The sequence below is a fragment of the Streptomyces sp. NPDC093097 genome, assembly GCF_044754325.1.
Classification (GTDB): Bacteria; Actinomycetota; Actinomycetes; order Streptomycetales; family Streptomycetaceae; genus Streptomyces.
On the sequence record NZ_JBIVOW010000005.1, the window covers coordinates 336,050 to 362,415 of the forward strand.

Annotated in this window: 25 protein-coding genes and 2 pseudogenes; 18 read left to right on the top strand and 9 right to left on the bottom strand. The window is 71.7% G+C overall.

The features are described from left to right. The first annotated feature begins 241 nt into the window (after positions 1-241). Positions 242-790, top strand: a complete 549-nt coding sequence (locus tag ACIQE0_RS11670; protein WP_402330901.1) for a hypothetical protein — start codon at positions 242-244, stop codon at positions 788-790. Positions 791-927: 137 nt separating this feature from the next. Here the strand turns inward: ACIQE0_RS11670 and ACIQE0_RS11675 are convergent, their stop codons facing one another. Beyond that, positions 928-1,737, bottom strand: coding sequence for a LysR family transcriptional regulator (locus ACIQE0_RS11675; protein WP_402330903.1), 810 nt, complete (start codon positions 1,735-1,737; stop codon positions 928-930). A gap of 67 nt (positions 1,738-1,804) precedes the next feature. Between ACIQE0_RS11675 and ACIQE0_RS11680 the strand changes: the two genes are divergently transcribed. Next, positions 1,805-2,701, top strand: a complete 897-nt coding sequence (locus tag ACIQE0_RS11680) for an NAD(P)H-binding protein (protein ID WP_402330904.1) — start codon at positions 1,805-1,807, stop codon at positions 2,699-2,701. Then, positions 2,698-3,387, top strand: coding sequence for an SDR family NAD(P)-dependent oxidoreductase (locus ACIQE0_RS11685; RefSeq protein WP_402330906.1), 690 nt, complete (start codon positions 2,698-2,700; stop codon positions 3,385-3,387). Before ACIQE0_RS11680 ends, ACIQE0_RS11685 begins: the two co-directional genes overlap by 4 nt. 320 nt (positions 3,388-3,707) lie before the next feature. Here the strand turns inward: ACIQE0_RS11685 and ACIQE0_RS11690 are convergent, their stop codons facing one another. Next, complete coding sequence (locus tag ACIQE0_RS11690) at positions 3,708-4,400, bottom strand: hypothetical protein (protein ID WP_402330907.1); 693 nt, start codon at positions 4,398-4,400, stop codon at positions 3,708-3,710. A gap of 229 nt (positions 4,401-4,629) precedes the next feature. Beyond that, a complete protein-coding gene (locus ACIQE0_RS11695) occupies positions 4,630-5,472 on the bottom strand; it encodes a TetR/AcrR family transcriptional regulator (protein ID WP_402330909.1) in 843 nt (280 codons plus the stop codon). A gap of 84 nt (positions 5,473-5,556) precedes the next feature. Here ACIQE0_RS11695 and ACIQE0_RS11700 point away from each other — a divergent pair, with 84 nt between their 5' ends. The 3 genes from ACIQE0_RS11700 (at position 5,557) to ACIQE0_RS11710 (ending at position 9,449) form a co-directional block, all read left to right on the top strand. Next, on the top strand, positions 5,557-6,024 hold the full coding sequence (locus tag ACIQE0_RS11700; RefSeq protein ID WP_402330911.1) for a hypothetical protein: 468 nt from the start codon (positions 5,557-5,559) through the stop codon (positions 6,022-6,024). Positions 6,025-6,631: 607 nt separating this feature from the next. Continuing rightward, complete coding sequence (locus tag ACIQE0_RS11705) at positions 6,632-7,114, top strand: hypothetical protein (RefSeq protein WP_402330913.1); 483 nt, start codon at positions 6,632-6,634, stop codon at positions 7,112-7,114. 157 nt (positions 7,115-7,271) lie between these two features. Next, on the top strand, positions 7,272-9,449 hold the full coding sequence (locus ACIQE0_RS11710; protein WP_402330915.1) for a LysM peptidoglycan-binding domain-containing protein: 2,178 nt from the start codon (positions 7,272-7,274) through the stop codon (positions 9,447-9,449). Positions 9,450-9,491: 42 nt separating this feature from the next. On the opposite strand, the gene ACIQE0_RS11715 is transcribed toward ACIQE0_RS11710, so the two are convergent. Then, entirely contained in the window at positions 9,492-10,130 is a 639-nt protein-coding gene (locus ACIQE0_RS11715) for a TetR/AcrR family transcriptional regulator (RefSeq protein WP_402330917.1), read from the bottom strand. Between the two features lie 168 nt (positions 10,131-10,298). Between ACIQE0_RS11715 and ACIQE0_RS11720 the strand changes: the two genes are divergently transcribed. The 3 genes from ACIQE0_RS11720 to ACIQE0_RS11730 all read left to right on the top strand — a co-directional run bounded on the left by ACIQE0_RS11720 (position 10,299) and on the right by ACIQE0_RS11730 (position 12,128). After that, complete coding sequence (locus ACIQE0_RS11720; RefSeq protein WP_402331070.1) at positions 10,299-11,198, top strand: alpha/beta fold hydrolase; 900 nt, start codon at positions 10,299-10,301, stop codon at positions 11,196-11,198. Between the two features lie 194 nt (positions 11,199-11,392). Continuing rightward, positions 11,393-11,830 carry an alpha/beta fold hydrolase gene (locus tag ACIQE0_RS11725; RefSeq protein ID WP_402330919.1) on the top strand — a complete coding sequence of 146 codons (438 nt, stop codon included), beginning with the start codon at positions 11,393-11,395 and terminating at the stop codon, positions 11,828-11,830. A gap of 22 nt (positions 11,831-11,852) precedes the next feature. Next, entirely contained in the window at positions 11,853-12,128 is a 276-nt protein-coding gene (locus ACIQE0_RS11730; RefSeq protein ID WP_366336000.1) for a hypothetical protein, read from the top strand. Here ACIQE0_RS11730 and ACIQE0_RS11735 read toward each other — a convergent pair. Then, positions 12,125-13,783 carry a Tn3 family transposase gene (locus ACIQE0_RS11735; RefSeq protein WP_402330921.1) on the bottom strand — a complete coding sequence of 553 codons (1,659 nt, stop codon included), beginning with the start codon at positions 13,781-13,783 and terminating at the stop codon, positions 12,125-12,127. The two genes, ACIQE0_RS11730 and ACIQE0_RS11735, sit on opposite strands and share 4 nt — an antisense overlap. An 869-nt stretch (positions 13,784-14,652) precedes the next feature. Then, positions 14,653-15,144, bottom strand: a pseudogene (locus tag ACIQE0_RS11740) (DUF4158 domain-containing protein); the annotation flags it as partial. A 362-nt stretch (positions 15,145-15,506) separates the two neighbouring features. Here ACIQE0_RS11740 and ACIQE0_RS11745 point away from each other — a divergent pair. Further along, positions 15,507-16,577 carry a tyrosine-type recombinase/integrase gene (locus ACIQE0_RS11745; RefSeq protein ID WP_402330923.1) on the top strand — a complete coding sequence of 357 codons (1,071 nt, stop codon included), beginning with the start codon at positions 15,507-15,509 and terminating at the stop codon, positions 16,575-16,577. Positions 16,578-16,866: 289 nt separating this feature from the next. On the opposite strand, the gene ACIQE0_RS11750 is transcribed toward ACIQE0_RS11745, so the two are convergent. After that, a complete protein-coding gene (locus tag ACIQE0_RS11750; RefSeq protein WP_366335994.1) occupies positions 16,867-17,502 on the bottom strand; it encodes an NAD(P)H-binding protein in 636 nt (211 codons plus the stop codon). 102 nt (positions 17,503-17,604) lie between these two features. On the opposite strand from ACIQE0_RS11750, the gene ACIQE0_RS11755 reads away from it, so the two are divergent. Further along, positions 17,605-17,982, top strand: a complete 378-nt coding sequence (locus ACIQE0_RS11755) for a helix-turn-helix domain-containing protein (protein WP_359111131.1) — start codon at positions 17,605-17,607, stop codon at positions 17,980-17,982. A gap of 356 nt (positions 17,983-18,338) precedes the next feature. Further along, a pseudogene (locus ACIQE0_RS11760) lies at positions 18,339-18,893 on the top strand (alpha/beta fold hydrolase); the annotation flags it as partial. 113 nt (positions 18,894-19,006) lie between these two features. Here the strand turns inward: ACIQE0_RS11760 and ACIQE0_RS11765 are convergent. Next, positions 19,007-19,357, bottom strand: a complete 351-nt coding sequence (locus tag ACIQE0_RS11765; RefSeq protein WP_402330925.1) for a DoxX family protein — start codon at positions 19,355-19,357, stop codon at positions 19,007-19,009. Positions 19,358-19,450: 93 nt separating this feature from the next. Here ACIQE0_RS11765 and ACIQE0_RS11770 point away from each other — a divergent pair, with 93 nt between their 5' ends. The 3 genes from ACIQE0_RS11770 to ACIQE0_RS11780 all read left to right on the top strand — a co-directional run bounded on the left by ACIQE0_RS11770 (position 19,451) and on the right by ACIQE0_RS11780 (position 21,845). Further along, a complete protein-coding gene (locus ACIQE0_RS11770; RefSeq protein WP_402330927.1) occupies positions 19,451-20,452 on the top strand; it encodes a LysR family transcriptional regulator in 1,002 nt (333 codons plus the stop codon). Positions 20,453-20,488: 36 nt separating this feature from the next. Beyond that, complete coding sequence (locus tag ACIQE0_RS11775) at positions 20,489-20,962, top strand: GNAT family N-acetyltransferase (RefSeq protein WP_402330929.1); 474 nt, start codon at positions 20,489-20,491, stop codon at positions 20,960-20,962. Between the two features lie 145 nt (positions 20,963-21,107). After that, complete coding sequence (locus tag ACIQE0_RS11780; RefSeq protein WP_366335986.1) at positions 21,108-21,845, top strand: maltokinase N-terminal cap-like domain-containing protein; 738 nt, start codon at positions 21,108-21,110, stop codon at positions 21,843-21,845. A 349-nt stretch (positions 21,846-22,194) separates the two neighbouring features. On the opposite strand, the gene ACIQE0_RS11785 is transcribed toward ACIQE0_RS11780, so the two are convergent. Next, positions 22,195-23,544 carry a hypothetical protein gene (locus ACIQE0_RS11785; RefSeq protein WP_366335984.1) on the bottom strand — a complete coding sequence of 450 codons (1,350 nt, stop codon included), beginning with the start codon at positions 23,542-23,544 and terminating at the stop codon, positions 22,195-22,197. A 478-nt stretch (positions 23,545-24,022) separates the two neighbouring features. Between ACIQE0_RS11785 and ACIQE0_RS11790 the strand changes: the two genes are divergently transcribed. From ACIQE0_RS11790 to ACIQE0_RS11800, 3 genes are all read left to right on the top strand, one after another. After that, the gene (locus ACIQE0_RS11790; protein WP_402330932.1) at positions 24,023-24,490 is read left to right on the top strand and encodes a DUF4334 domain-containing protein; all 468 of its coding nucleotides are present in this window, start codon (positions 24,023-24,025) and stop codon (positions 24,488-24,490) included. 94 nt (positions 24,491-24,584) lie between these two features. Continuing rightward, positions 24,585-25,688, top strand: a complete 1,104-nt coding sequence (locus tag ACIQE0_RS11795) for an NAD(P)-dependent alcohol dehydrogenase (RefSeq protein WP_402330933.1) — start codon at positions 24,585-24,587, stop codon at positions 25,686-25,688. Between the two features lie 89 nt (positions 25,689-25,777). Next, a complete protein-coding gene (locus tag ACIQE0_RS11800; protein ID WP_402330935.1) occupies positions 25,778-25,912 on the top strand; it encodes a hypothetical protein in 135 nt (44 codons plus the stop codon). The last annotated feature ends 454 nt before the right edge of the window (positions 25,913-26,366 follow it).

The following is a 26,366-nucleotide window of genomic DNA, read 5'->3' on the forward strand; positions in this document are numbered from 1 at the left end:
AGATGAACGCCGTCCGGCGCGACGCCGCCGAGCGTCACCACCGGTGGCTGCCGGGCAAGCACGCCGGAACGGTACATCCCCCAAGTCCACTCCCCCTCGTACGACTTGCTCGCAGGATCCGCCCAGCGGACCTGCTCACACGACGTATCCACATCGCCCACGCGAGAGACGTGGGCGGCGGGGTGGCCGGCTGGGCACATCCGGGACCGGCACACCGCACGCGTTACCCAGGGAGGTTCCCATGGCATCAGCGACAGGCCAGCCGTCCGGCACGCCCCATCCCGGCTACCGCGCACAGGCGACGGCCGCACGGCCGACCAGGTCGAAAGGCCACGGCCTGGTGACCTTCGCCGGCGTCATGCTGGCCATGCTGGCGCTCTTCAACGGCCTCGACGGCATCGCCGCGATCATCAACTCCCGTGTGTTCACGGGCAATTACACCCTGATACTGGGGGATCTGCGCGCCTTCGGCTGGCTGATACTGGCCCTGGCGATCCTCCAGGCCATAGCCGCCGTCGGCGTGCTCGCCACGCGGTCGGAAGCGGCCCGGTGGTTCGGCGTCGTGGTCCTGGTCCTGAACGCCTTCGCCCACATGTTCTTCCTCCCCGCCTACCCGGTGTGGTCCGTGCTGATCATCGCGCTGGACGTCCTGGCCATCTACGGACTGTGCGCCCACGGAGGCCTCACCCACACGGAACCCCTCGCCACAGGGCCCGCCTTCGCGGAGCCGGCCGCCGGCCCGGCCGAGGCGGCGCGCGGGGACTGGAAGCGCGACGAGGGGGCCGGCTGAGCACCGCAGCCGCCCGGGAATCCCCGGCGGCAACGGACCGACCGGCCGACTGACCGACTGGCCGACTGGCCGACTGGCCGACTGGCCGACTGCGGCAGCTGCCGCCACCGCCGACCGCGGCCCTGCACGCCGACCGCTCAGGCGGGCCGCAGGGTCGCGGTGGCGATGTCCAGGAAGTCTCGCAGCAGCCTCTCGCGCCGGTCGGCGGCCACAGCCAGGCACGTCTCCACCTCCGGGGCGTCGCTGACGGGGAGGTACACCAGGTCGGGGCGGGAGTAGGACCGTGCGACACCCAGCGGGATGAGCGCGATGTTGCGTCCGGAGGCGATGAGCTCGAACTTCTCCTCCAGCGTGAGCGTCCGACGCTTGGGGGTGTCGAGCATCGGCTCACCGTCGAGGTCGACGGAGGTGAGCTCCTGACGGCTCGCCAGCGGATGCGCCGCGGGCATGCAGGCGACCCGGGTTTCCCGGCCGATGGGAATGATGCGCAGGCCCGTCTCGTCGAACGGCCGCCGCAGGTAGCCGACTTGGGCGCGGCCGTCGCGGAGCGGCCGGTCCTGTTCCCACCAGCGCGCCGGGACGACGTCGATCTCGACGTCCGCGTGGCGCGAGGTGAACGCCCGGATCGCGTCCGCCACATGCAGTCCCGGGGAGAAGGCGACCGCGAGCCGTTGCAGGCCCTGATCGGCGTCGTGGACGCGTCGGACCGCCGCGGCGATCGAGGGGAGGATCTGCTGCGCCTCCTCGTAGAGCTGCTTGCCGGCGGGGGTCAGCTCCACGCTGCGGGTGGTGCGTACGAGCAGCGTGGACCCCAACTCCCGCTCCAAGGAACGGATTTGGCGGCTGAGTACCGGTTGGGCGATGTAGAGCTGCTCCGCCGCCCGACCGAAGTGCCGGTGCTCGGCCACTGCGACGAAGTAGCGAAGCTTGCGCAGATCGAGATCCATGCCCCGAAGGTATCAATTGCCGGGAAGGGTATTGGACGCCGCGGATGGCCGCCCCGAGACTCGAAGCATGATCGTCATCACCGCCCCCACCGGCCAGATCGGCGGCCGGCTCCTGGAGATCCTCCTCGCCGAGACCCCCGCGCGCGGCGAGGAGCTGCGCGTCATCGTGCGCGACCCCGGGAAGCTCCCCGACGCGGTCCGCGCCCGCGTGGACGTCGTCACCGGCTCGCACGGCGACGCCGAGGTCGTCGACCGGGCCTTCGCCGGCGCGGACGCCGTCTTCTGGCTGGTCCCCTCCAACACCCAGGCACCGAGCCTGGACGCCATGTACTCCGGCTTCACCCGCGCCGCCGCGAAGGCGTTCACGACCCACGGGGTCGGACACGTCGTCGGCGTCTCGGCGCTCGGCCAGGGCACCCCCGTCGCCGGCCGCGCCGGGCACGTGACGGCCTCACTGGCCATGGACCACCTCATCGCCGGCACCGGCGTGGCCTACCGGGCGCTCGCCAACCCGACGTTCTTCGACAACCTGCTGTGGCAGGCGGCCTCGATCCGCGACCACGGCGTGTTCACCGAGACCGTCGCCGCCGACCGCAAGGCACCGAGGGCCGCCACCGGCGACATCGCCGCGGCCGCCGCCGGCCTCCTGCTCGACCGCTCGTGGACGGGAACGGGCGAGGTCCCGGTACTGGGCCCCGAGGACCTGTCGCCGAACGACCTGGCGCAGATCATGTCCGACGTGCTCGGCCGCCCGATCCGCTACGAACGCCAGACGCTGGACGACTTCCGCACCGCACTCACCGGACGCGGCACGGGCGAGGCGCTCGTGCAGGGCTACCTCGACATGATGCGCGCCAAGGAGGACGGCCTCGACGACGGAGTGCCGCGCACCCCGCAGACCGCGAGCCCGACGACCTTCCGCGAGTGGTGCGAGCAGGTCCTCAAGCCGGCGGTGCGGTCATGAGCGCCAGGACTGCCCTCATCGTCGGCGCCTCCCGGGCCCTCGGGCTCGCCCTGGCCACCGAGTACGCGCGGCGGGGTTGGCACGTCATCGGGACGGTCCGCGGCGACCGGCGCACCGGCCTGCACGACCTGGCCGAGGCGTCCGAGGGTCGCGTCACCGTCGAGTCGCTGGACATGACGGAACCCGAGCAGATCGCCGCACTGCGCGAACGCCTGGCGGAGCGCCCTCTGGACCTGCTGTTCGTCAACGCCGGCATCGCGCGGGGCGACATCCCCGTCGGCGAGGTCCCGACGGAGATGTTCGTCGAGGTCATGGTCACCAACGCGCTCAGCCCGATGCGCGTGGTCGAGTCCTTCCGCTCGCTGGTCACACCGACCGGGACCATCGGCGTCATGTCCTCGCGCCAGGGCAGTCTCACCCTGAACACCAAGGGCGGTCAGGACGTCTACCGCGCCAGCAAGTCCGCCCTGAACCAGCTGATGCGCAGCTACGCCGTCCGGTACGCCGATGCCGCACACACGCTGCTGCTCATGTGCCCCGGCCATGTCCGCACCGAACTCGGCGGCCCCGACGCGCCGTTGACCATCGGCCAGTCCATCCCGGGCGTGGTGGACACGATCGACCGCCACAGCGGCGAACCGGGCCTGAAGTACCTCAACTACCAGGACCAGACCGTGCCCTGGTAGCAGTCGCCGGAGCGACATCCCCGGCCGGGAGACAGCTCAGAGCCCAACGCTCCCGGCAGGGGGTCGAGCGCCCATGTGGCACCAGGCCAGGCCGCCCCAAGTAGCCGCATCCTGAGCGCCGTTCACCCTTCCCCACCGCACCCCGAGAGCCGAGAGCGGTCCGGTCCGGTGCGGTGGGGAAGGCGTAGGGCGCGCCCCTCCTGACGGAGGTGACGAGAGGCTGACTGCCACCGGCCTCGGAGCACAGCGGAGTCGGGGGTTTCCAGGCCGCGCCGCCGGAGACCCACGCATCCGCCGAGGCCGGCCGGGCAGACGTCCGGTCAGCCCTGGACGTGCGAGGTCACGCTGCCGTCGGTCTCCAACACGGCCCAGACAGAGCCGACCTTGACGGCCGAGCGGAACGTCGCGTCGCCGTCGACCTCCATCGTGGCGACGGTGCGTCCGCCGGCGTCGACGAGGACCGCCCGGTAGTGCTGGTCGCCGAGTCGGGTCACCCGTGCGACGGTCTTCCCGTCGGCGAGCGTCTCGACGTGCGGGCCGCTCGGGCCGGCCTGCGCGATCCAGGAGACCAGTTCGCCCTGCGAGGAGAGGGCGGTGATCAAACCGTTGAGGTTGCCGGCGACGTAGGGCTCGGCCTGGGTGGCCTCGATGGAGCCGAACGAGGAGCCGTAGGCGAAGCCCTCCGCCCGGAAGTGGCCGGGGCCCATCCGGTAGATCTTGGCGACGGAGACACCGTCCGCCAGCTTCACCGTACGGACGTACGTGCCGCCGTCGGACATCCCCCGGCGAACGGTGCAGCCCTTGGGCAGCGCGAGGAAGGTGTCGGTGGGCTGGGCGACCGTGCACCGGGCGGCGTCGGCGGGCGTCGACCCGACGGCCCGCGCGGAACCGGGGAGTTGCCCGGGCCCGGCGGCGAACGCGCCGGCTGCCGGACCGAGGACGGTCGCCGTGACCGCGGCACAGACCGCCATGGCACGCAGGGTCGTACGGCGGCAGGAAAGTAAGGCTGACATGTGTGACTCCATGACTGACCGGTGATGCCGAACTCGGCAAGGACATGCGCGGTACGCCGCTTCCTCGAACGGGCTGCGCCGTGAGGCCAAGCGGGCGTCGCGGCACATAAGTTATGGATCGCCTTTGGCCAACCCATGTCCGTCATGTAACAGCTACGTCGCGAGAAGGTGCCCGCACACCCCCGTGCCTGGCCGAAGCGGGCAGCACGGCACCACCTCCCGCGTGCGGTCATTCCCCCAGCGCGTGCCGCACCTGCGCCAGGCGCGCCTCGTTCCATTCCACCGCGGGGTCGGGTTCGAGGAAGGACAGCACCGTCGCGGTGACACCGAGAGCCGGCTGGGACCATTCCGCCTCGCCGGCCGTCCCGAAGGCGCCCGGCCTGAGCTGCTTCTCGGTGAGGTCCGGACGGGCGGGTGCGGTGAGGACGAAGCCGCGCATGGTGGCGCTCAGCTGGGTGGCCAACTCCTCGAAGGTGGCGTGGAGTCCAGGGCGCAGGCGCAGGCCCAGCAGGGCGGCCAGGCGCTGGTAGGAGCGGGCGATCTGGTCGTTCAGGGCGCGTTCGGCGGCGGCGAGTCCGGTCTGGACCTCGCGTTGGAGTTCGCTGTCGGCGAGGCTGAGGAAGGTGGCGTGCAGGGCGATGTAAGTGCGCCACCGCGACGAGGCGTGCATGGCCTCGAAGTCCCGCAAGGCGCCCTGGCGCAGCAGCTCGACGCACAGGTCGTGGCGCCCTTGGGCGGTGGCGAACTGGTCGATCCGCTCATGGGCCAGCCTGCGGACCGCCTCCTCGCCGAGTTGACCGTCGGCACCGGCCGCCGCGGGCGCGCTGTGGGCGAGTTGCCTGAGCAGATCGCTGAAGAACAGGTCCTTGTACGGCCAGCGGCGGTAGACCGCGGCGCGCGCCACGCCGGCCTCGCGGATGACGTCCTCGAAGCTGAGATGGTCCAGGCTCACGGTCAGGCCGCTGCGCCCGACCATCGCCATGGCGGCGTCCAGCATGCGTTGCGCGGTCTCGGCGTCCGACAGGCGGCGGCGACGTCGGGTGATCCCGGTCGGGGGTTGCTCGTTCGTCATCTGGCCTTCTATCCTCCCTATTGATTGATACACGATATCTCAAGTTTCTTCGTTGTCTCGTTGCTTCCGTTCCAGGGGGGACCCATGTCATCGCAGCAACTCGCCGCATCCGTCCGCAGAGCCACGCTCGCCCTGCGCACAGCCGCCGCCCTCGCGGCGGCCGGTGCGGGCGCGATCGTCATCGACCAGGCCGCGGGAGGCGGCCTCGCCCAACAGCTCCGACAGGCCTACCCGCAGCGCAGCGCCGACCAGATCGGGATGGCCGAATCCAGCATCCTCACCTACCTGTTCACCCTCGCCGTGCTGGGCATCGCCCTGTTCACGGCGATGGCGTGGGCGACCCGCCGCGGACGGCGCTGGGTGCGCGGGGCCGGGCTCGCGGCCGTCGTGCTGGGCACCGCGCTGGCCGTGTACAACTTCAGCCAGCCGCACCCCCTCGTGATGACGCTCGCCGGCGTCGTGCCGTGCGCGGCCGGGCTGGTGGCCGTCGCCCTGCTGTGGACACGAGAGGCCTCGGCCCACTTCACGTCCACCCGCCCGGCATCCGCCTGAACCACCATCCGCCCAGCAACACCGCCTCTACCACTGCCGCTTCACGGCCGCCGTCAGCCAACTCACTGTCAGCGGCGACCACTTCGAACGAGGAATCCGGCCTCCACCGCCGTTCCGGTATCCGAGCGCGAGCCGGCCGGGTCGAAGCATGCTGAGGGAACGCACCCGGGCCGGTCCGCTGCCGACTGCGGCGGGCCGGCCCCGGCTCACGTGCGCACTGTGGTGGGCTGACCCACGGTTCGTCGCACGGCTGCCCGGCACGTTCGCCCTCCCCGGGGCGCATGCCCTCGACGGGGGCCGCGCACAGGCTCCGCATGCGTGATCTCCCTACTGGGCTGCGGGTTCGGGCTCGCTCGCCGAGGTGCCAGGCACAGGGGTTCTGGCTCCTCCGTCGAGCACGCGGGCAACGGCCCCGTCGGCGCAGGTCGGGGCGCTGTTCGGCGGTACCGGGGTGGTGGTGCGGGTCGGGGGCGTTCATGGTGAAGCTGATCCGCCTGCGCAGGCTCAGGCTCTGCCGTGCTGCCGGCCGTCCGGCGTGGGGGCCCGTCGAGACGCGGTGGGCCGGGGCGCGGCGGCGTGGGCCGGTGACGACTGCTGGAGGCATGCTGTGGCTCTTACCGAGAGTGATCTGCTGGCGGCCGGCAACGGCCGACTGGAGGAGGTGTTCCGTTCCAGTCCGGCCGGTGAGGTGCCCGGTGGGCCGATGGAAGGCACCGCGATCCTGGGCGCCGGCACCGGACTGGCGACGCCGATCGCGGTGCTGGTGCGGCTGGCTGTCTGGCGGGGCAAGGTGTTCAGCCCTGACGGCGGCGGCTATCTGAGCAACCGACTGGGGCCGTGGGACGCGCTGGCGGTACTGGCCCGGGTGGGTCCGGGCCCGAGCCTGCTGGACGAGCGGGAGTGCGTCGTCATCGACTACTCGCGCACGTCCCTGATCGCCCGTGGTGTGCGCGATGAGATCCGCCAGGTGGGCACGGGCCTGTATCTGGGGGTGATCTGGCTGTTCGGTATCCGGATCGGTTGGTTCACCCTCCGTGCGCCGGAGGTCGACAGCGGTACGGGCCGGGAGCGGGAGCGATCCACGGATTGAGCCGGCCCGTTCGGGGCCGGCGTCCGCCCGGACGGCGCACCACTCGTTGCGCGGGTCCGGGCGCGTTGGTGTGGTGGAGCGTGGATCCGGTGTGCGCAACTCCCGCGCTGTCCTGCGCTGACGGCCGTGCCCACTTCCCCGAAAGGCCCGTGACGCCATGACCAGCTCCGGCATACCCAACGACGCATCGAGCACCTCCCGGCGTCGGCGGTGGTGGGCCGGGCGGGTGCCGGCGGCCTGCGCCACCCTCGCCTCGGCGTCGGCGGCGGTCACGCTGTCGCTGGCCGCCACCCCCTCGGGTGCCCTGCCGGCCGCGCCGTCGCGCGGCGCGGTGCACGGTGTGGTGACCGGTGTGGGAGAGCCGCTGCGCGGGGTGCGGGTGCGGTTGTGGGCGGGCACGCGCGAGGGCGGCAGGCAACTGGGCCAGGCCCGGACCGACGCGAACGGGACCTTCCGCATCCGGTATGCCGTACCCGCCGGCGGGGTGCTGTACGTGGAGGCCACGTCCGGGCGGCGGCTGCGGCTGCGCGCGGTCGTGGGGGTCGGGTCCGGCGGCGCCGTCCGACCGCGGGCCCTGGACCGGGTGACGGTCGACGAACTGACCACCGTGGCGGCCACCTACGCGCTGGCCCAGTTCGACAGCGGACGCCAGGTGGCCGGGCCCGCTCCGGGGCTGGAGAACGCCGCGGCGACCTCCTTCGACCTCGCCGACCCGGCGACCGGGAAAGCCGGCCAGACGGTCACCGGAGCCGCCAACGGCGCCCGCCACGAGACCCTGGCCACGCTCGGCACCCTGGCCGACCTCGTCTCCGTGTGCACGACGGCCGGCCCGCGCTGCGAGCGGCTGCTGCGCCTGGCCACACCCCGCGGCGGCGCCGCCCCCGCAGACACGGTGCAGGCCCTGCTGGCGCTGGCCCACCACCCGACCCTGTCCACCACCGGCCTGTACGCCCTGGCCCGCGCCGCCGGCGTCCACACCCCCGCGCTCACCGCGCCGCCCGAAGCCTGGCTCCTGGCCCTGCGCTACACCGACACCGGCCTGTACAGCCCCGGCCGCATCGCCTTCGACGCCCGCGGCAACGCCTGGGCGACAAACAACTGGCTGCCGGGCACCCGCAACTCCAGTCCCTACGTCAGCGTCCTGGACCCGACCGGCCGCCCGACCCTGGGCAGCCCCCTCCGCGGCGGCGGTATGCACGGCGGAGCCTGGGGCATCGCCATCGACCACGGCGGTTCGGTGTGGGCGCCCAGCTACGGCGGCAACGCCATGACGAAGTTCTCGGCCACCGGCACCCCGCTCTCGCCCGCCGCAGGGTGGAAGAACGGCGGATTCGTCCGCCCGCAGGGAATCGCCGTCGACCAGCGCGGCAACCTGTGGATCGCCAACTCCTTCGGCCTGAAGGGCAAACCGGGCCGGGGCAGCGTCGTCGTCTACCCGCACGGGGACCCCGCCAAGGCGTTCACCCTCACCGGCAGCGGCCTCAACCACCCCTTCTCCCTCCAGATCGACGGCCGCGGCCGGGCCTGGATCACCAACAGCCACATGGACTTCGGTCAGATTCTGGACTCCCGCAGAGCGGGGACGCTCGGCAAGGTCGGCGGCAGCGTCACCGTCATCGGCCCGGACTTCAAGACCCAGGCCACCATCAACAGCCCCTCGTTCCAAGGCCCGTTGGGACTCGCCCTGGATTCCCACGGCAATGCCTGGGTCCCCAGCTTCTTCAACAGCACCGTCACCGAACTGCGGCCCGACGGCACCGTCGCGGGCGTCCACCGACTGCCCCGGACCGTCTTCCCCTGGTCGATCGCCGTCGACGGCTCCGACCGGGTATGGGTCGCGGGCTTCGGCAACTCCTCGGTGTCGCTGCTGTGCGGGACGAACACCGCTGCCTGCCCGCCCGGCACCACCACCGGCACCGTCCTGTCCCCCACCCCCGGCTTCCGCCACAAGGCGATCCAGCACCTGACCGCGGTACAGATCGACCCCTCCGGCAACGTATGGCTGGCCAACAACTGGTCCAGGCTCCTGCCCCCCACCGGCGGTGTGGGCATGGTCCAGCTCATCGGGGCGGCCACCCCGGTCTGCACACCCCTGACCCCCCTGCCGGTACGCCCCTCGGCCACCGCCGACCACCCCTGCCCGCAGCAGCCCGCCCCGGACCCGGCCCCCGACCCCGCGCACCCCGACCGCTACACCGTCCACTCCGGCGACACCCTCAGCACCATCGCCGACACCCACGGCACCACCTGGACCAGCCTCTACCGCACCAACACCCGCACCATCGGCGTCAACCCCGACCGGATCCTCCCCGGCCAGACACTCACCCTCAACTGACCGTCCGTCCCGCCGATGCGGCACGTCCACCGGGCACGGCCGTCACCCCTGCGTCCGCTCCGCCAGCGGTCGCCCGCCGCCGGCCCGGAAGATCCGGTCCAGATGCCCGTCCAGGACCTCGGCTGCGGAGCGGGCGGTGCGCTGGCCGACGAGGACGCTGGTGCCGAGGCCCGCGGACAGGGCGAGCAGGCTGACGGCCTCCAGGCGCACGTCGATGCCGGGGTGGGCGAGGTCCGATTCCCGGGCCTGCCGCAGGAGTTCGGTCAGGGCGTCCTCGGCGGCGTCGGGGTTCCGGATGAACGGCTGGGCGGCGAGCGCCTGGTCGGTCACGGACAGCACCGCGTAGGAGGTGTAGACGAGGTGGAAGGTGCGGCTCTCCTCGTCGGTCGGCAGGGACGCCATCAGCAGCGCCTCGATGGTGGCGCGCGGCCCGGGGCTGTCCCCCGCGGCCCCGACCTGGGCGGCGACCCGTTCCCCGAACCGCTCCGTCAGCCGCTGCAAACCGTAGAGCAGCAGCTTCTCCTTGGTCTCGAAGTAGTACTGCACCAGCCGCAGTGAGACGCCGGCCTCCGCGGCCACGTCCCGCATCCCGACGGCGTGCAGCCCACGCCGCCCCGCCACTCTCAGCAGCGCCTCGGCGATCTCGGTACGGCGTTCGGCATGGTCCACACGCTTCGGCATCAGCCGCGTCTCCCTCGTCAGAGGCACGTTCAGGGGTTGGAGTAGGGGTCGGAGGGTCGTGAACGGTGGCGGGCCCACCGCACCGTTTTTTGATGATACCGCCGTACCAACATCATGGTACGTTCGTATCACGAAGACGACCCCGTGGAGGTGGCCGTGTCCAAGACCATGACCCGCACCCAGGCCGATGTCGGCCGCTATGTGAACGACAACCTGCGCGACCGCTACTTCGCGGCCTGCGACGCGCTCTACGCCCTGGGGGCTCCCGCCGTCGCGGAAACCGACGTGGAGACCTCCTTCGGCACCACGCACGTCTACCGCTACGGCCCCACGGACCCGGCCGCCGCATCCCGTACCCCGATCGTCCTCGTGCACGGGGCGGGCTCCTGCGCCGCCATGTGGTACCCGAACACCGCGGCCCTCAGCGCCGATCGCCCGGTCTACGCGCTCGACACCCCAGGCGATCCCGGCCGCAGCGTCCAGCGCGCCCCCATCCACCAACCCGAGTGCGCCGCCCAGTGGTTGGACGAGGCGCTCGCCGAACTCGGCCTCGACCGGGTGCACCTGGTCGGCTCCTCCTACGGCGGCTGGCTCACCCTCAACATGGTGCACCGCAGGCCGGGCCGCCTCGCCTCGGCCACCCTGCTCGACCCCGGCGGGCTGGAGAAGGTGGGCCTGCGCTTCTTCACCTGGATCTTCATCAGCTTCTTCGCGATGTTCGCGCCCAAGGCGCTGCGTCCGCGCCTGGCGGCCTGGTTGGAACAGCCGGTCCTCATCGTGCCGGAGCTGCGCGACCTGGTCCGTCTGAGCGTGCGCGCGTACCGCATCCGCCGCCCGTCCCCGCTCCCCCTGTCCGACGACGAACTGTCCACCATCCGCACCCCGCTCTACCTGGTGCTCGGCAAGCGGAGCCTGCTCGTGCACCCGAAGCGGCAGGCCGAGCGCGTCCCGCACCTGATACCGGGCGCCCGGGCCGAGATCATCGCGCAGACCGGCCACGGCCCGCAGATCGACCACGCGGACGAGGTCAACCGCCGGATGCTGGACTTCATGAACGCGGTCGGCTGAGACCCACCGCACCACCACCGCGCCCGACGCCCCGGGGCCGGCCCGACATGCCTGGGCCGGCCCCGCTGCGGTGGACGCGTCCGGAACGGGACGGCCCCGGGCGTCGAGGCCGAGTGCGGCGCCTGGCCATGGGGCACGCGCGGCCCGGAAGAATTCAGGTGCGGCCGCCGCCGCCCGTAGAGATGATGCGGATCATGAGCACATATGTCGCCGTACCTGTCCGACTCGGTGAAACCCGGCTGCCCGACGGGCGGTTGCTGGGATGGTCCGAGTGGGGCCCCGAGGACGGCGCTGCGGTGCTGTTCTGTCCGGGGGCGGCGACCAGCCGCCGGCTCGGATGCGGTCGGGACGCGCTGGCGGCCCGGCATCTGCGGCTGGTCTCCGTGGACCGCCCCGGACTGGGTGCCTCGACCCCGCACCCCGGGCGGACGTTCGCCGACTTCGCCGCGGACATCCGGTACTTCGCGGCACAGCGCGGCCTGGGGCGCCCGCCGGTGATCGGCAATTCGCAGGGCGCGCCGTTCGCGCTGGCGTGCGCGGAGGCGGGTGTGGTCAGCGCGGTGGCTCTCGGGGTCCCGGTAGGAACGGAACGGGAAACCGGTGTTGCTGTCAAACTTTTTGACGGCCGGTGATCTGGTCCGCCAAGGTGCGTGGGTGAGCGATGACCCGACGATCGGTTTCCTGAAGGCGGACGTGGCGCGGTTCTGCGCCGGCCTCGAAGATCTGGCTCCGGCGATCCGGCTGCGGCTGGTCGTCCAGCTGCGGCAGGCGCTGGGCGAGGTAACGGATGCCGCCCTGGACGGCGGGATGGCCGCGGCGAAGGCGGAGGGCTGGGGGCTGCGGCAGATCGGTGGCCAGGTGGGCCTGTCGCACGAGAAGGTCCGCTACCGGCTCGCCCGGGCGTCGGGTGAGCCGGAGGGGCCGGCCTAGAACGGCACGGGGGCGGCGTCGGCGGGCTTGCGGGTGGCGCGGAGTTCGCCGCCGATGACTTCGGCGGGCAGCGCGAAGCTGTAGCGGCCGTGGAAGTTGATGTGGGCGAACTTCAGCGGGGAGAGGCGGGCGATGTCGGCGTCGCTGACGTGCAGGCCCTCGGCGCGCATCTCCTCGATGATCTTCTGGAAGTAGACCGTGTTCCACAGGACGACGATGTTAAGCATCAGCCCCAGTGCCCCGAGTTGATCTTCCTGCCCCTCGCGGTAGGACTGCCGTAGTTCGCCCTTCTGCCCGTGGAAGATCTTGCGGGCGAGGTTGTGGCGGGACTCCTGCCGGTTGAGCTGGGTGTTCACTCGGCGTCGCAGCAGCTCGTCGGCGAAGTAGGTGGACAGGTAGGCGCTGCGGTCCAGGCGGCCGATCTCCATGATGGCCTTGCCCGTGGGGGTGGGCTTGCCGCCGGGGGCGAGCACGCGCAGGACCTCGGACGCCTTGATGGTGCCGGAGTGCAGGGAGCCGGCGACGCGAAGGACGTCGTCCCAGTTGCTGGTGATCTGCCGGAGGTTGATCCGGTCGCGGGTCAGCGGGTTGAGGGGTCCGTAGTCGGCCTCAGGGTTGACCCGGTACAGGGTCGCGCTGCCGGCGTCGGCCAGGCGCGGGGAGAACTGGTAGCCCAGGAGGCGGAAGAGGCCGAAGATCATCTCTGAGGCGCCGTGCGTGTCCGAGGTGATCTCGACGGGCCGCAGGGCGGTCTCCTGCTCCAGCAGGCCGTCGAGGATGTAGAACGAGTCGCGCTGGGTGCCGGGGATCAGGATGCCGTGCAGGCCGCTGAACTGGTCCGATAGGAAGTTGTAGAACGCGGCCCCCTGCCGGCGGGTGCCGAAGTACTTCGGATTGGGCCCGGAGTTGAGGGTGCGGATCGGGGTGATGAACCGCAGACCGTCGGCGGAGGCCAGCTCGCCGCCGCCCCACGCCTGGACCAACGGCAGCAGGGTGTGGAAGGCGACCAGGCGGACGTTGGCCCGGCTGAGGGTCTGGGAGCGCAGGTAGTTCTGCTCAATCCAGAACAGCCGGTCGCGGCTGAGGGCTTCGACGCCGTCGTGGACGATCGGCTCCATGCCGACGTTGGTGGCCTCCGCGGTGAGCACCCCGGCCATGGACAGCTCCAGGTCGTCCATCCGGGACTCGGCTTCGGAGACGTGGGTGAAGTCGGTCAGGTAGGGCACCCAGGAGTTGACCTCCAGCACCATCTCGGGCAGGTCGACGGCGGGCAGCCGCGCGTCGATCTGCCGGTTCAGCTCGTCCAGGGAAGCGGGGACCTCCAAGCGGTCCAGGCCAGTGAGGATGATGCGGTCGCGGCCGTCGTGCTGCTCGATCCGCACCGCTGGGTTGGCCGCCAGGCCGTCGACCAGCTCGCGGTGCGAGCGGTCCAGGCGCTCGACCCAGCCGGCCAGCGCCGTACTGGGGTCGACATTGAGGTCGAGTTCCTCGCAGACCCGGGGCCGGGCGGCCTTCCACGCGTCGTCGCTCAAGAGCCGGGCGTTGGGGTCGCCCCACTTGCGCAGGCCCGGGACGTAGATCTCGTGGCGGTGAAGGCTGGCGCGCAGGGCCCCGGTGGTGGCGACGACGTAGGCGCGCTTCTCGGCGATGCCCACCGGGGCCGGCTTGGGCGGGAAGACCCTGCGCAACCAGGCGGGGAGAGGAACTTGATCGGGGTCTCCCAGCCCTTGATGGGCTTGCGCCGGCCTTTGAGGGTCTTGACGAAGGCGACGGCCTTCATGACGTCCTCTCCATCGGGGCCGGCCTGGAAGTCCAGCTGCTTGAGGAGTTCGGGCAGGAACCGGGCGATGGTGTTGTAGCGGGCCTCCAGTATCTGCTCGAAGCCGTCGTCGGGCTCCTGGGCAAGTTCCTTGACGGTGTCGGCGGCCGCGTGGACGGGGGCGACGTCCATCGCGTCGAGCATCGCGCGGATGTCGCCCTCGGGGTCTGCGGCGCTCTCGCACACCGCGAGCCAGGCCTTGCGCAGCAGCAGAGCGGCGGCGTCCAGGTCCTTGAGAGAGCGCAGGCGCTTCTTGGTCATCTTGGTGGCCGAGCTGCGGATCACGTCGCCCATCACCAGGTCGAAGACCTCGATCGCCTCGTCCGCGGCGACCTGCGGCATCACCGCGGCGAAGGCCACCAGGGTGGCCAGGCGCCGGTGGCCGCCGAGCTCGGCGACGGCCTGGGCGCGGGCGGCCTTGGCGAAGCGCACCAGCGCCTGGATGCGGCCCGGCGGTATCGAGGACAGGTCCCAGGCCGGGCCGCCGAACGTCTTCAGCGCGTCGTAGCGCTCCAGCGCCTTGAGTACTCCGCGCGGCGAGATGTCGCGCGGCGACCTGCGCAGCCGGTCGAGCTCGGAGACCCGCCGGTCGCCGGGCACCACGACCAACTGCTGCAGCCGCTCGGCCTGTTCGGCGCTCGGAGCCGCGGCCAGGGTCGCCCACAGGCGCTTCTCGGCGCGCTCGCGCGTGCCCGAGACCAGCCGCTCCAGCGTGGTCGCCCCGGGCAGCAGCACCTGGTGGTCCAGTAGGCGCTTGGTGGCCAGGTCGAAGAGCAGGGTCGGGCGCTCGGAGCCGATCCACGCGCGCTGGTACATCCAGCGGGCCAGGGAGAACCACTGGTCGAAGCCGAACTTCGTGTAGCCGTACGCCTCGCGGATCTGCTCCTGGTGATCCCAGCGGTGCGCGGCCGTGCCGTAGCCGGCGAAGGCGGTGACCGAAAGGCCCAACTGGTCGGCGACGTAGTCCACGACGACGTCGGGCACGTCTTCCGGGTTGTCCAGGAACGTACCCAGGTAGCGCAGTGTCCCGAGCTGGATCGCCCAACCGAGCCGGTTGCGCGGACCCTTGGCGGCCATCGCCCGGCGCCGCGCCGTCTGGTCGAGGAGGAACGAGCCGGCGAGCTGGCCCTCGTCAGGGATCTCGGTGAACCGGCCGTAGCGCTTGCGCTGATCCTCGGTCAGGAAGTTGGTGGGCACCGCTCGCTCCTTGATCGTCGGGGTGACTCGCGCGCGATGCTCCCAACGGGCCCGGCCATTTGTTCGGCAATCTCCCGTTCCCGCCCGGATCGTCAGCCGATCTGACAGGCCGACCGACGGCGCCGATCCCGGCGGTGGAAACGGGGCGGCGGTTAGCGGTAGCGAGCTTTCCGGTCCTGGACGGCTACGGCCTAACGAGCCGTCAGGCCCTGTCGCGGTAATTTACGGATTTACCGCGACAGGGCCTCCGGGCCCCGGATTGCACCCCCGCGATGGCCTCGCATGTTCGACTGAGCATGATCACCGCTGCCGGGGGCGAGGTGTACGCATTTACCGCGACAGCGCCGGAAGGGTGGGCGAGGGTGGCGATCGAACAGGTGGCCGCGCCGGATGGTGGGGGCGCGCTTCGGCTTCCGCGCGCCCGCGTCGTGCCCCTGTCCGCCGGTCCCGGCTCGTACGCCGCCGCGATGGACCGGTACCTGACAGCCGCGGGCATCTCGAGGGGCTCGGCACGGGTCTACCGGATCTCGCTGACCAACTGGTGCTGGACGCTCGCCGGCGAGGCGACGCCGACCGGGTCGGCCCGGCGCGGGGCGAAGCCGCCGGCGCTCGCGCTCGCCGCGCTGGACGACGAGGCCCTGCCCGAGCTGCTGGCCGAGCTCGCCGCCGCACGGGCGGACGAGCTGGACGCCGACACCGTCAACCGCGAACTGTCGGTGATCCGCAAGGCGATCGGCTGGTGGCGCCGGCAGGGCTGGATCACCACGGATCCGACCTTCGGCATCGAGCGGCGCCCGGCCCCGCCGGACAAGACCAAGGCGCTCTCCCTCGCCCAGGTCGCCGCCGTCTGGCGCCTGGACGACGTGGGCCTGCGCGAGAAGACGCTGTGGCGGCTGCTGTACGAGTCTGCGGCCCGGGCGGAGGAGACGCTCTGCCTCAACATCGAGGACCTGTCCACCGCCGACAAGCGCGGCAAGGTCACCGCCAAGGGCGGCGCCACCGAGTGGATCCACTGGCAGTCCGCCACCGCCCAGCTGCTGCCCCGCCTGATCGCCGGCCGCACTCAGGGCCCGCTGTTCCTCACCGAGCGCCGGGCACCGGCTGGCACGCCGACCAACGACATCTGCCCGGTCACCGGGCGGGCCCGGCTGTCCTACCGGCGTGCGGAGGAGATCTTCGAGGAGACCACCCGACTGCTGGCCAACCCCCTCGCCCGGCCCGAGCAGTGGGAGGAGCTGCAGGGCTGGACGCTGCACCGGTGGCGCCACTCCGCCCTGACCCACGATGCGGAGAACGGCACCAGCACCCCGATGCTGCTGGCCCGCTCCCGGCACGCCTCCGTCCGCTCACTCGAGCGGTACGCCCGTCCCGGCGTGGACGCGGTCGCCCGGCATGTCGCCGCCCAGGACCCGGCGGCGCACCGCCGGGGCTGACCTTCGGTCAGCCCCGGACCGGACCGGCCGCTGTCAGGTGCTCAGAGACGGCCGGGTGCGGCGCGGACTCGTCGTCGTGCTCCTACTGCTCGTAGGCCCAGGCGTGGCCGGTCTGGCGGTACCGCTCGACGGGAATGGGGTCGACGCCGGTCCGCATCCGTGTGGTGCAGATCAGGCCATCCTCGTCGTGGAAGCCGGCGGAACCTGGAGCCGATACGCCCCCAGTGACCGCTCAAAGTGACTCAGCCCTACTCGCTCGGCGACCTCTGGAGCCGCCTGTCTGCTTCTGTCATGCCCCTTCGACGCCGACGTGCATGCGGTGGTGACGAGGGGCGTCGATCTCGTCGAGCAGGGCGAGCGCGAAGTCACTGTGGGAGATGCGGCTGGCCATATTGACGCCGGCCATGGAGTACTGGCCGGAGCCCGCCCCGGCGTTATCAAAGTCACCGGCTGGGCTGACGATCAGCCAGTCCAGAGCGGTCACCGAGGCACGCAGCACAGCTGTCCCGGCCGCATGAGCGAGGCAGAAGGGCCGGTATTCCTGCGGAAAGCCCGGGGTGTCCATCAAAGGCATCCCGTCGCCGGTCTCAAGTGTTGCCGCCAGGCCGACGGCAACCAACCGTCCCACACCCGCTCGCGCCAGCCCATCGACGAGAGCGTGGGCAGCGGCTGTGAAGAAGACATCGGGCTGGGCGCCAGCATCGTAGGCGGCCATGATCGCGGCGTCATGCCCGGCCGCGAGATCGGCAACAGCGTCGGTGTTGGTGACATCACCGGTCAGGATGCGGACTCCCGCGCCTTCAAGGTCCTGGTACTTGGCTGGGTTCCGGACGACAGCAGTGACGTGGTGCCCCCGGTGGAGGGCCTCGCCAACAACTGCCCGCCCGGCGCGCCCGCCTGCCCCGAAAACAATGATCTTGCTCATGGACTACCCGCCTCGTCTCTCAAGAAGCTCTGCCTTTCGACGTGCCTGAGCAAGGTAGACGCACTCATGGTTACCTCCTGGATACCGCACTACGATGCCTCTGTGACCAAGCCCCTGGACCCGGAAATGTTTGACCCGCTCTGCCCCTCTGACCTGGTGCCGATCCGTGTGGGGGACAAATGGGCAGGAATGATCATCCAGTGCCTTGCGGGCGGCCCCCGACGGTTCTCTGAACTACGGGTCCCACTGCGGAGCATCACGCCCAAGGTGCTCACACAGTCACTCCGGGCGCTGGAGCGTGACGGCTTCATCGTCCGAACGGTCCATGCGGGACCTGCCCGGCACGTCGAGTACGAACTGACCTCGCTCGGCCGGAGTCTCCTTGACCTGCTGGACGCGGCACGTGCCTGGGCAGAGGCACACCTGGACGAACTCATCGACGCCCGCGAAGCGAGATCGCCCGCCAACCGCACCAGCTGATTCAGCGTTGCCCCGCCTCACTCACGGTGATCTCATCCGCGACATGGCAACGAATACGCGACACATCAACATGCGACCTCACCAGTCCCGAGGCCGGTGTCCTCACCCTGGTGCGCGGACTCAGCTGACCCAACTGCCCAATCCCGCCGCTGAAGTCCCGCGCCCCGCGCTGCACGCGCCCCTGCCGAGCTGCTGCACGGTAACCCGCACCCGGCGGATCTCCATCGGCGGCACCATCGTGATCACGCGGCCCACCAGACCGAGGCGTGATCTGGGGGAACGACTGCGAGGCGATCAGCTGTCAAAAGGTTTGACAGCAACACCGGTTTCCCGTTCCGTTCCTACTGGGACCCCCTCTCGTCTCGGGGGCGGACGAGGTGGCGGTGTCCGCCGATCCGGAGGCGTACGGGCCAGCGGGGATCGCGTTCGCCGCCGCGCTGCCGGCGGAGGTGCGGGAACTGGCCGCCCGTACCGCGGCCGACCCGGCCGGCGCCGAGGAGTTCTTCGCCGGTTTCACCGCGGACGCGATATGGGCCCTGGTACGGCGGCACAGTCCGCAGTGCGACGTGGCCGTCTACGAGGATCCGGCGTTCGCGGCCGCGTACCGCCGGGCGCTGGACGAGGGCTTCGCCCAGGGAGCGGCGGCCGGGTACGCCCGCGACACCGTACTGGCCATGAGCCGCTGGCCGTTCGCGCTCGGGCGGCTCACCGTGCCGGTGGACCTCTGGTACGGCGAACACGACAGCAGCCACTCCCCCGACCACGGCGCCCTGCTCGCCGGCCGGATTCCCGGCGCCCGTCGCCACCTTGTGCCCGGCGCGGGCGGCTCCCTGCTGTGGACCCACCCCGAACCGATCCTGGCCGCGCTCCTCAACGGGGCGGAGGAGAACAGTCAGTTGTCGGAAGGGTGAGGGCGGGAGTCGGGCGGCGGTAGGCCGCCCCTCCGGGCACCTCTGGTCCCGTTCGGTGACGCGTCCGACTCGGCCTTCGGTAGAACGCCCGTCGGCGCACGCCGGGACGGCCGCTACCGCTCGAAGGCGAGCACGAGCGAGGCCGCGGCCAGCCCCAAGTAACCGGCCGGAAAGGCCAGGTTGTGGTAGACGCCCCGGCGGATGTGTGCGGCGACGGCGCCGACGAAGAACAGGACGAGACCCACGGCTGCGGCGACACCGAGGGCATGGGCGCCCAGCAGTCCCAGCAGGAGTCCGACCGCTCCGGCGCCCTTGAGCGCCCCGAGCCAGGGGAGCCAGGACCGTGGGACGCCCACTGCGGCGGAGTTGGCGAGGACGAACGGGGCCCTGCCGAAGTCCGCGACGGCGATCGCCGCGTTCGCCACGATCGCCAGTCCGGTGATGATCATGTAGGTCAGTTCCATCTTTTCCCACGCCTCTCGCTTCGCTTCCCTCTGCGAAAAAGCCTCGCCGCGCCGCCGCCAGACGTCCAATACCTGCGGCTATAACCTGGCGGCATGGATGTCGACACCCGACTCTTGCGCTACTTCGTCGCGGTGGCGGAGGAGGGAAGCCTGACCCACGCCGCACAGCGTCTGTTCGTGTCCCAGCCGGCGCTGACCAAGCAGATCAGGCAGTTGGAGGCGCAGCTCGGGGTGGCCCTGTTCATCCGGTCCCGGACCGGTATGGCGCTGACGGAGGCGGGGCGCGCCCTGGCCGAGCGGGTGCCTGGACTGCTTGCCGACTGGGACCGGACTTTGCGGGAGACGAAGAGCACGGCGAGCCGCGCGCAGCGGGTGCTGCGGGTCGGTTTCGTGGCCAGTGCGGCCAACGAGGCGACGCCGCGCATCGTTGCGGAGTTCGCCCGGCGCCGACCGGGCTGGCGGGCCGAGATGCGGCAGGCCGCCTGGTCCAACCCGGCTGCCGGACTGGCCGATTCGGAGGTCGATGTCGCACTGGTGCGGCTGCCCTTCCCCGGTCAGGACACCCTGCACATCGCGCCCCTCTTCACCGAACCGCGCTGCGTGGCGCTCGCCGCCGCGCACCCCCTGGCCACCCGCGAGGTCATCGCGTTCCGGGAGTTGTGGGACGAGCCGTTCGTGGCCGCTCCGCCGGAGACGGGCCGGTGGCGCGACTACTGGCTGGCCACCGACGAGCGCGAGGGGCACCCGGTCCGGATCGGCGCCGTCACCGACCAGCCGGACGACTGGCTGAGCGCGATCGCCAACGGCTACGGCATCGCCCTGGCCCCCCGGTCCGCGTCCCGCTTCTACTCCCGTCCCGGTGTCGTCTACCGCCCGGTCACCGGCGTCAGCGCCAGTCAGATGGGGGTCGCCTGGGCACCGGCGGACGACACCGACCCCGTCGTCCGGAAGTTCGTGCGGTGCTGCCAGGAGCTGGTGCGGGGCTGCCCGGACGGCCCCGGCGGGTCGGACGGTTCGGGGAGGCCAGACCCGTCGGGCGAGCCGGGTGACGTTGGCGAGGCAGGCAACCGGAACGCATCACACCTGGACATGTAATGACTGAACAGCGTCTGCGCTCCTATACTGCGACCCATGCAGACCACGACGATCAGGCGCGCCGCCGCAGCGGACGCGGAGCCCCTCACCGCATTGATGCACGCCTCCAGCGCCTATCGCGGGGCCTACTTCTCAATGATTGCGGACTACCGGGTCACCGCCGACTACATCGACCGGCACCGCGTCTTCGTCGCCACCGCCCCAGACGGAGACGGGCAGGGCGGACGGGGTGAACACGTGCTGGGCTTCTACTCGCTCGTCCTCGACCCGCCGGAGCTGGACCTGGCGTTCGTCGCCGACCAGGCACAGGGGACGGGCGTCGGCCGGCTGCTAATCAGGCACATGATCGACCAGGCCAGGGCGGCGGACCTGACCGAGGTCCGAGTCGTCTCCCACCCGCCGGCCGAGGCGTTCTACCGGCGCATGGGCGCCCACCGCGTGGGCACGGTCGCCCCGACGTCGCCGAAGGTCGCCTGGGAACGTCCGGAGTTGCGCTTCGCCGTCGCCTGACAGCTCACACACCGGACCGACATGACGCAACCTGACTGTCTATCACAGAAAGTCCGCATCAAACCGGAGAGATAGATCACCGGACAAGGCGGCCGGAATACGCCCGACCAGGGAAGAGGTTGACGGGCAAGGGCGTTGACGCGATATGGCTGTCATTCACGAAACCACCCTGAAGCCCAACAAACTAGAACTTCTCACCGACTGGCTTCCCACCCAGCCCTGGTACGCCGGCGCCGACCGCACGCCGCTGCTGTCCCGGCGGGGCGGCTTCCGGCTCGACGATCCGCAAGGCGAGGTGGGAATCGAGTTCGTCGTGGTCACCGACCGGTCCGGCGACCTTCCCTGTACGTATCTCACCCCGCTCACCTACCGCGGGGCACCGCTCGACGGCGCCGAGGCGGCTCTGGTCGGCACCATGGAGCACGGGGTGCTGGGCCGGCGCTGGGTCTACGACGGCACGCACGACCCCGTGCTCGTGGCCGAGTTGCTCGCCCTCTTCCAGGGCCGCGCCGAGCCGCAGGAACCGGACCGCAGCGACACCCGCGACGAATCCGTGGTCCACCGGCTCAGCGACACCGCGGGACTCGACGCGTCGACGGTGTTCCGGGCGGCGACGGCGGTCAGCGGGCCGCACGGCACCGACATCACCGTGGAAACGGCGACGGAGGGGCAGGCAACCGGCCGCACGGACAGCGCGGAAGGCGTCGTCGGCATCCAGGTGCGGCGGGTTCTCGAATCGTCGGCCCACGGCGAGGCCGGCGAGGACGCGGACCTCCCCCAGGGGTGCCTGGGAACGGTAACCGCTGCCTGGCGGTCGGCCGATGACGACGCGGAGCAGCTGCGCGGCGTGTTCGCCACGCTTCGCGCGGCCGCGCGGCACTGACGCTCCGGCCCGCGCCACACCCCGGTAGATGAGGGCACCCGGCTCCGGCCCCCGCCTCAGGCCTTCCGTGCGGCCGCGGGGATGCGTCGGCGAGTGCCGCGCCGATCGGTGCGGCACCCGCCGGCGTCCGGAGGACCGGGTGCTTCCGGGTGCTTCCGGGTGCTTCCGGGTGCTTCCGGGTGAAGCGTGCGTCCGTGGCGGGCGCGCCGGGATTCGACCTGGGGTGTCCACTCCCCCTTATGTCTTTGTGATTGATCCTTTGGACATGGCGATGGTGCTGCCCGGCGGATTACCCGCAGTGCGTACGGAGGACGCGTGGGAGGACGCCCGGCAGGGGCCCGGACCGACCTCACCGGGGCATGGCGCGCAGCCGCTCCCGGAACGCCGCGACGCGGGGGTGGCGCTGATAGGGCATGAGCCGGTGGGCCAGGCGGGGCAGGGTGCCGTGCACGGACCCGGCGGCGAGCTGCCGGTGATGACGCAGGGCGTGGAAGGAATGGTCCACGGCCGCGTCGACCTCGTGCAGTGCCAGCAGGGTGTGGGCGAGTTGGGCGTGCAGCAGGGTGCGGGCCTTGTGGTGGTCGGCGGGCCGGCAGGCAAGGGAGTGCTCCAGCTCGGCCAGGGCCGCCTTGTGGTGGCCCAGGCATGACAGCACCTCGGCGCGCTGGTAGCGCAGTGCGGTCTCCGGGTAGCTGGTGAAGGGGCCCTCGGGGCCGGTGGCCCGGGCCAGATGCCGCTCGGCGGTGAGCAGGTCCGCGGTCGCGGCGCGGGCCTGGCCGGCACCGGCGTGGACGACGGCCCGGCCCGCGTGCAGGAAGGCACGGACGGCACTGGGCACCGCGGAACCGGCGATCTCGGTGGCCGCCTCGCCCAACGCGATCGCCTGGTGATGGTCACCGAGCTGGTGCGCCTGGATGCTCAGGCACCGGAGGACGATCGCATGGGAGCCGCGGTCGCCGGCCGCGTGGGCGAGTTCGAGGGCGATGTCGTAGTAGTACTGGGCGAGGGCGGGGTGTCCGATTTCGCTGGTGCGGCCGGCCAGCAGGAGGGCCAGATGGGCGGCACCGGTGAGGAGGGCGCGCCGGACCACCGGATGCGCCGGGGCGGTCAGCAGCGGCACCACCTCGGCGGCGAGGTACCCCGCGAGCGCCGGGCGGGCGTGCGCGCCACCGAACCGCTCCCCCAGCAGCGCACTGCGTACGGCCACCCCCTCCAGCCGTGCCGGGTCCGCGGCGGACGCCTGGGGGGCGCGGGGGTCGGCCGGGGGAAGGGCCGGCGGCCGGCTCTGCCAGCCGGTGATCACGGGCGGCGGGGCGGAGAGGACGGTGCGGGCGAGGTCCGCGCGGCGTACCGGGTCGGTCTCGGCGTGGCAGAGGGCGGACAGCCGCTGGACGGGGTCGCCGACGCGCCAGTCGGACGCCAGGATGCCCGCGGTGGTGACCGGGTCGGTGAAGCCGGTGTCCTGGGGCGTCAGCCGGCGGCCGAGACGGCGGCTCAGTGCCTGGCCGATCAGCTCCCCGACCGGGGGCCGGGGGCGCGCCCCGTTCAGCCAGCGGGCCACCGAGGCGCGGTCGTAGCGCAGGCGCAAACCCCGGCCCGCGCCAAGGGTGTTGACGGCGCGCGAGAGATCGGCCGCGGTCCAGTCGGCCTCGGCCAGGAGTGCCGCGAGGGTACGGTTGGGACGGCGCGGGGGCGTCATGGTCTGGCTGCCTCGCTCACTGGTCGGGCCTACCGGCTCAGCATGCGTCCTGCCGCGGCCGGGCGTGCCGCCCTGGCGCGTCGCTTCATGCCTGGCTCGTTCTGGCGCGTTTCCTGCCCGGCTTGTCCCATGGTCCCGTCGGCGGGCGGCCGTCCGCTACGGCGCAGGGGACCACAGGGCGTCTTTCCGGCCACAGTGCGGCGCCCCCGGAGGGATCCCGGGGACGCCCAGGCGGGCTCGGCGACCGTGGATGAGAAGGCCATCGGCCCCAACTGCCTTACTACGCATGGCCATCGAGGCCCGCGAACTTCTCCGGGCCCCCTCTTTCGCCCGGCTTCCGCTGCCCGCCCGGCCATGGCACGACCATGGAATCGACGCAGATTGACGCAGATGGGCAGCCGGACGGGATTCGATCCACGCGACACACCAGCGACTTCAGTAACCTCGGCCAGCGAACGCCGACGCAGGAAGGGGACCCATGAACACCGAACAGGCCCGCGAACGCATCACCGAGATCCGCACGGCCGGCGGAAAGGTGTCCACCGACGAACTGGACGTCCTGTGGGCCGCGCTCCCGCCGGTGCGGCCCGAGGAGATCCTCGGTGACTGGCGCGGCAGCGCGTTCGTCACCGGCCACTATGGAGAGGGCCTGCTGGCCGCCGCGAACTGGCACGGCAAGCGCTTCCACTCCACCACCGACGTACAGCCGCTGATCTGCCGGGACGCCGACGGCACGCTGTTCTCCAACATCGAGGCGGGCAAGGGCGAGGCCAGCCTGTGGATGGCCGAGTTCCGCGGCGAGTCCACCGCCTCGATGGTCTACGACGGCCAGCCCATCGTCGACCACTTCAAGCAGATCGACGACAGCACGCTCCTGGGAGTCATGAACGGCAAGGACGTCCTCGACGACGGCCGGTACTTCTACTTCCTCCTCGAACGCGAGTGACCACCCGCGCCCCCCTCCCCCGGCTCGACGCCGCCCTCTCACCCCGCACACCGCCCCGTCCACCAACCAACCCCCTGAGAAAGTCGCCACGTTGATGCGCATCCAGGCAGCCGTAGTGGAAACCACCGGAGGTCCCTTCACCCTCCGCGACGACCTCGTGCTCGACTCGCCACGGTCCGACGAGGTCCTGGTCAAGGTCACGGCGGCCGGCATCTGCCACACCGATCTGAGCGCCCGGCAGAAGTGGCCGGCGCAGCTGAGCCCGATGGTCTTCGGCCACGAGGGCGCCGGCGTCGTGGCGGCCGTGGGCGACCGCGTCACCACCGTACGGCCGGGCGACCACGTCTGCCTGAGCTATCGCAGCTGCACGTCCTGCGGCCAGTGCGCGACCGGCCACCACGCCTACTGCGAGGCGGGCATCCACGCCCTCAACGCCGGCGGCACCCGGCCCGACGGCAGCAGCCCGCTGTCCCTGGCCGGCGACGGATCGACCGTCTACGGCAGCTTCTTCAACCAGTCCTCCTTCGCCACCCACGCCCTGGCCCACGCGAGCAACGTGGTCAAGGTCCCCGCGGACCTCCCGCCGACGATCGCCGCCCCGCTCGGCTGCGGGGTGCAGACAGGAGCCGGCACCATCCTCAACGTGCTGCGCCCGCCGCGGGGTTCGTCCGTGGTGGTCTTCGGCGCGGGCAGCGTCGGCCTCACCTCCGTCATGACCGCGGTCGCCGAGGGCTGCCGCGTCATCGCCGTCGACCCGCTCGCGGCCCGACGCGACAAGGCCCGCAAGCTCGGCGCAGTCGCGGCCCTCGACCCCGGCACCGTCGAGGACGTCGCGGCCGAGGTCCGCGTCCACGCCGAGGGCGGCGCGGGCTTCGCCCTCGACACCACCGGCCAGCCCGCGGTGATCAACCAGGCCATCGACTCCCTCGCCCAGCGCGGCACCCTGGCCCTGGTGGGCATCGGCGGCCGCGCCGAGTTCGACGTCATGACGGTGATGACCAAGGGCGTCCGGATCCGCGGCGTCATCGAAGGGGACGCGACACCCGCCGACTTCATCCCCCGCCTCGTCGCCCTGTACCGCGAAGGGGCCCTGCCCCTCGACGCGATCATCACCGAATTCCCGTTCCACCAGATCGAGGAGGCCGCCCGCGCCGCGGCCGCGGGCGAGGTCATCAAGCCCGTGCTGCGCCTCCCCTGAGCGCTGCCGGAGAGCGGTACCGGTCCCCGTCGGGTGGCGGGCCGGGCGGGATGCGGATGCCCCAGGTAGGGAAGGCGGGGAGCAGGTCGGTGTGCGGGCCGATGTGGTCGGTGGTCACCCACGCCGACCCCGCACTGCGGGAGATCCTGCGCCCCCTCTGGCGGCGGCTCGGAGTGACCCGGCACTTCCACCCCGCGTCCTTCTGGTGGCGCCACCAGGGCTGACGGTCCGGGAACCGTACGGGCACCGCGCCCAGCCCGCAGGAGGACGACCGCCCGGCCGTGCAACCCGCCCTCATACGTCGGCATGGCGCTGTCCGCTGCTCCCCTTTCCTCCCTTTCACAAGCACCCGGATACGGACAACGTCGGCTCGTCTCCGCGGAGTTCGGGCCGATGCGGCGTCTCGCCAGGCCGGGGCCTTCTCGGGGCGGTCCGGGGCCGTGGCGCCGCGCCGCCGGGTCGCGTGCAGGTGCGAACTTCGCCGTTCCCTTTCGCGCTGGCCAGCCGCCTGACGACCGGCGCGGGGCCAGAGGTGCGGGAGTGGGGCCGGATATCGATGGGCCCTGAACCACGTGAACGCGCTCTGCCGTCTCCTCTGTCCGACGGACCGGCGACCGCTCACCCGACGGTCCGTGCACCACTCGCTCGACAGCGGATCGGGGGCGAGCCCCGGTCCCG

Excerpts from the sequence above, each read along its gene's own strand:
- ACIQE0_RS11670 (WP_402330901.1), top strand. The coding sequence starts at position 242 with ATGGCATCAGCGACAGGCCAGCCGTCCGGCACGCCCCATCCCGGCTAC.
- ACIQE0_RS11675 (WP_402330903.1), bottom strand. The coding sequence starts at position 1,737 with ATGGATCTCGATCTGCGCAAGCTTCGCTACTTCGTCGCAGTGGCCGAG.
- ACIQE0_RS11680 (WP_402330904.1), top strand. The coding sequence starts at position 1,805 with ATGATCGTCATCACCGCCCCCACCGGCCAGATCGGCGGCCGGCTCCTG.
- ACIQE0_RS11685 (WP_402330906.1), top strand. The coding sequence starts at position 2,698 with ATGAGCGCCAGGACTGCCCTCATCGTCGGCGCCTCCCGGGCCCTCGGG.
- ACIQE0_RS11690 (WP_402330907.1), bottom strand. The coding sequence starts at position 4,400 with ATGTCAGCCTTACTTTCCTGCCGCCGTACGACCCTGCGTGCCATGGCG.
- ACIQE0_RS11695 (WP_402330909.1), bottom strand. The coding sequence starts at position 5,472 with ATGACGAACGAGCAACCCCCGACCGGGATCACCCGACGTCGCCGCCGC.
- ACIQE0_RS11700 (WP_402330911.1), top strand. The coding sequence starts at position 5,557 with ATGTCATCGCAGCAACTCGCCGCATCCGTCCGCAGAGCCACGCTCGCC.
- ACIQE0_RS11710 (WP_402330915.1), top strand. The coding sequence starts at position 7,272 with ATGACCAGCTCCGGCATACCCAACGACGCATCGAGCACCTCCCGGCGT.
- ACIQE0_RS11715 (WP_402330917.1), bottom strand. The coding sequence starts at position 10,130 with ATGCCGAAGCGTGTGGACCATGCCGAACGCCGTACCGAGATCGCCGAG.
- ACIQE0_RS11720 (WP_402331070.1), top strand. The coding sequence starts at position 10,299 with ATGACCCGCACCCAGGCCGATGTCGGCCGCTATGTGAACGACAACCTG.
- ACIQE0_RS11725 (WP_402330919.1), top strand. The coding sequence starts at position 11,393 with ATGAGCACATATGTCGCCGTACCTGTCCGACTCGGTGAAACCCGGCTG.
- ACIQE0_RS11750 (WP_366335994.1), bottom strand. The coding sequence starts at position 17,502 with ATGAGCAAGATCATTGTTTTCGGGGCAGGCGGGCGCGCCGGGCGGGCA.
- ACIQE0_RS11765 (WP_402330925.1), bottom strand. The coding sequence starts at position 19,357 with ATGGAACTGACCTACATGATCATCACCGGACTGGCGATCGTGGCGAAC.
- ACIQE0_RS11770 (WP_402330927.1), top strand. The coding sequence starts at position 19,451 with ATGGATGTCGACACCCGACTCTTGCGCTACTTCGTCGCGGTGGCGGAG.
- ACIQE0_RS11775 (WP_402330929.1), top strand. The coding sequence starts at position 20,489 with ATGCAGACCACGACGATCAGGCGCGCCGCCGCAGCGGACGCGGAGCCC.
- ACIQE0_RS11780 (WP_366335986.1), top strand. The coding sequence starts at position 21,108 with ATGGCTGTCATTCACGAAACCACCCTGAAGCCCAACAAACTAGAACTT.
- ACIQE0_RS11785 (WP_366335984.1), bottom strand. The coding sequence starts at position 23,544 with ATGACGCCCCCGCGCCGTCCCAACCGTACCCTCGCGGCACTCCTGGCC.
- ACIQE0_RS11790 (WP_402330932.1), top strand. The coding sequence starts at position 24,023 with ATGAACACCGAACAGGCCCGCGAACGCATCACCGAGATCCGCACGGCC.
- ACIQE0_RS11795 (WP_402330933.1), top strand. The coding sequence starts at position 24,585 with ATGCGCATCCAGGCAGCCGTAGTGGAAACCACCGGAGGTCCCTTCACC.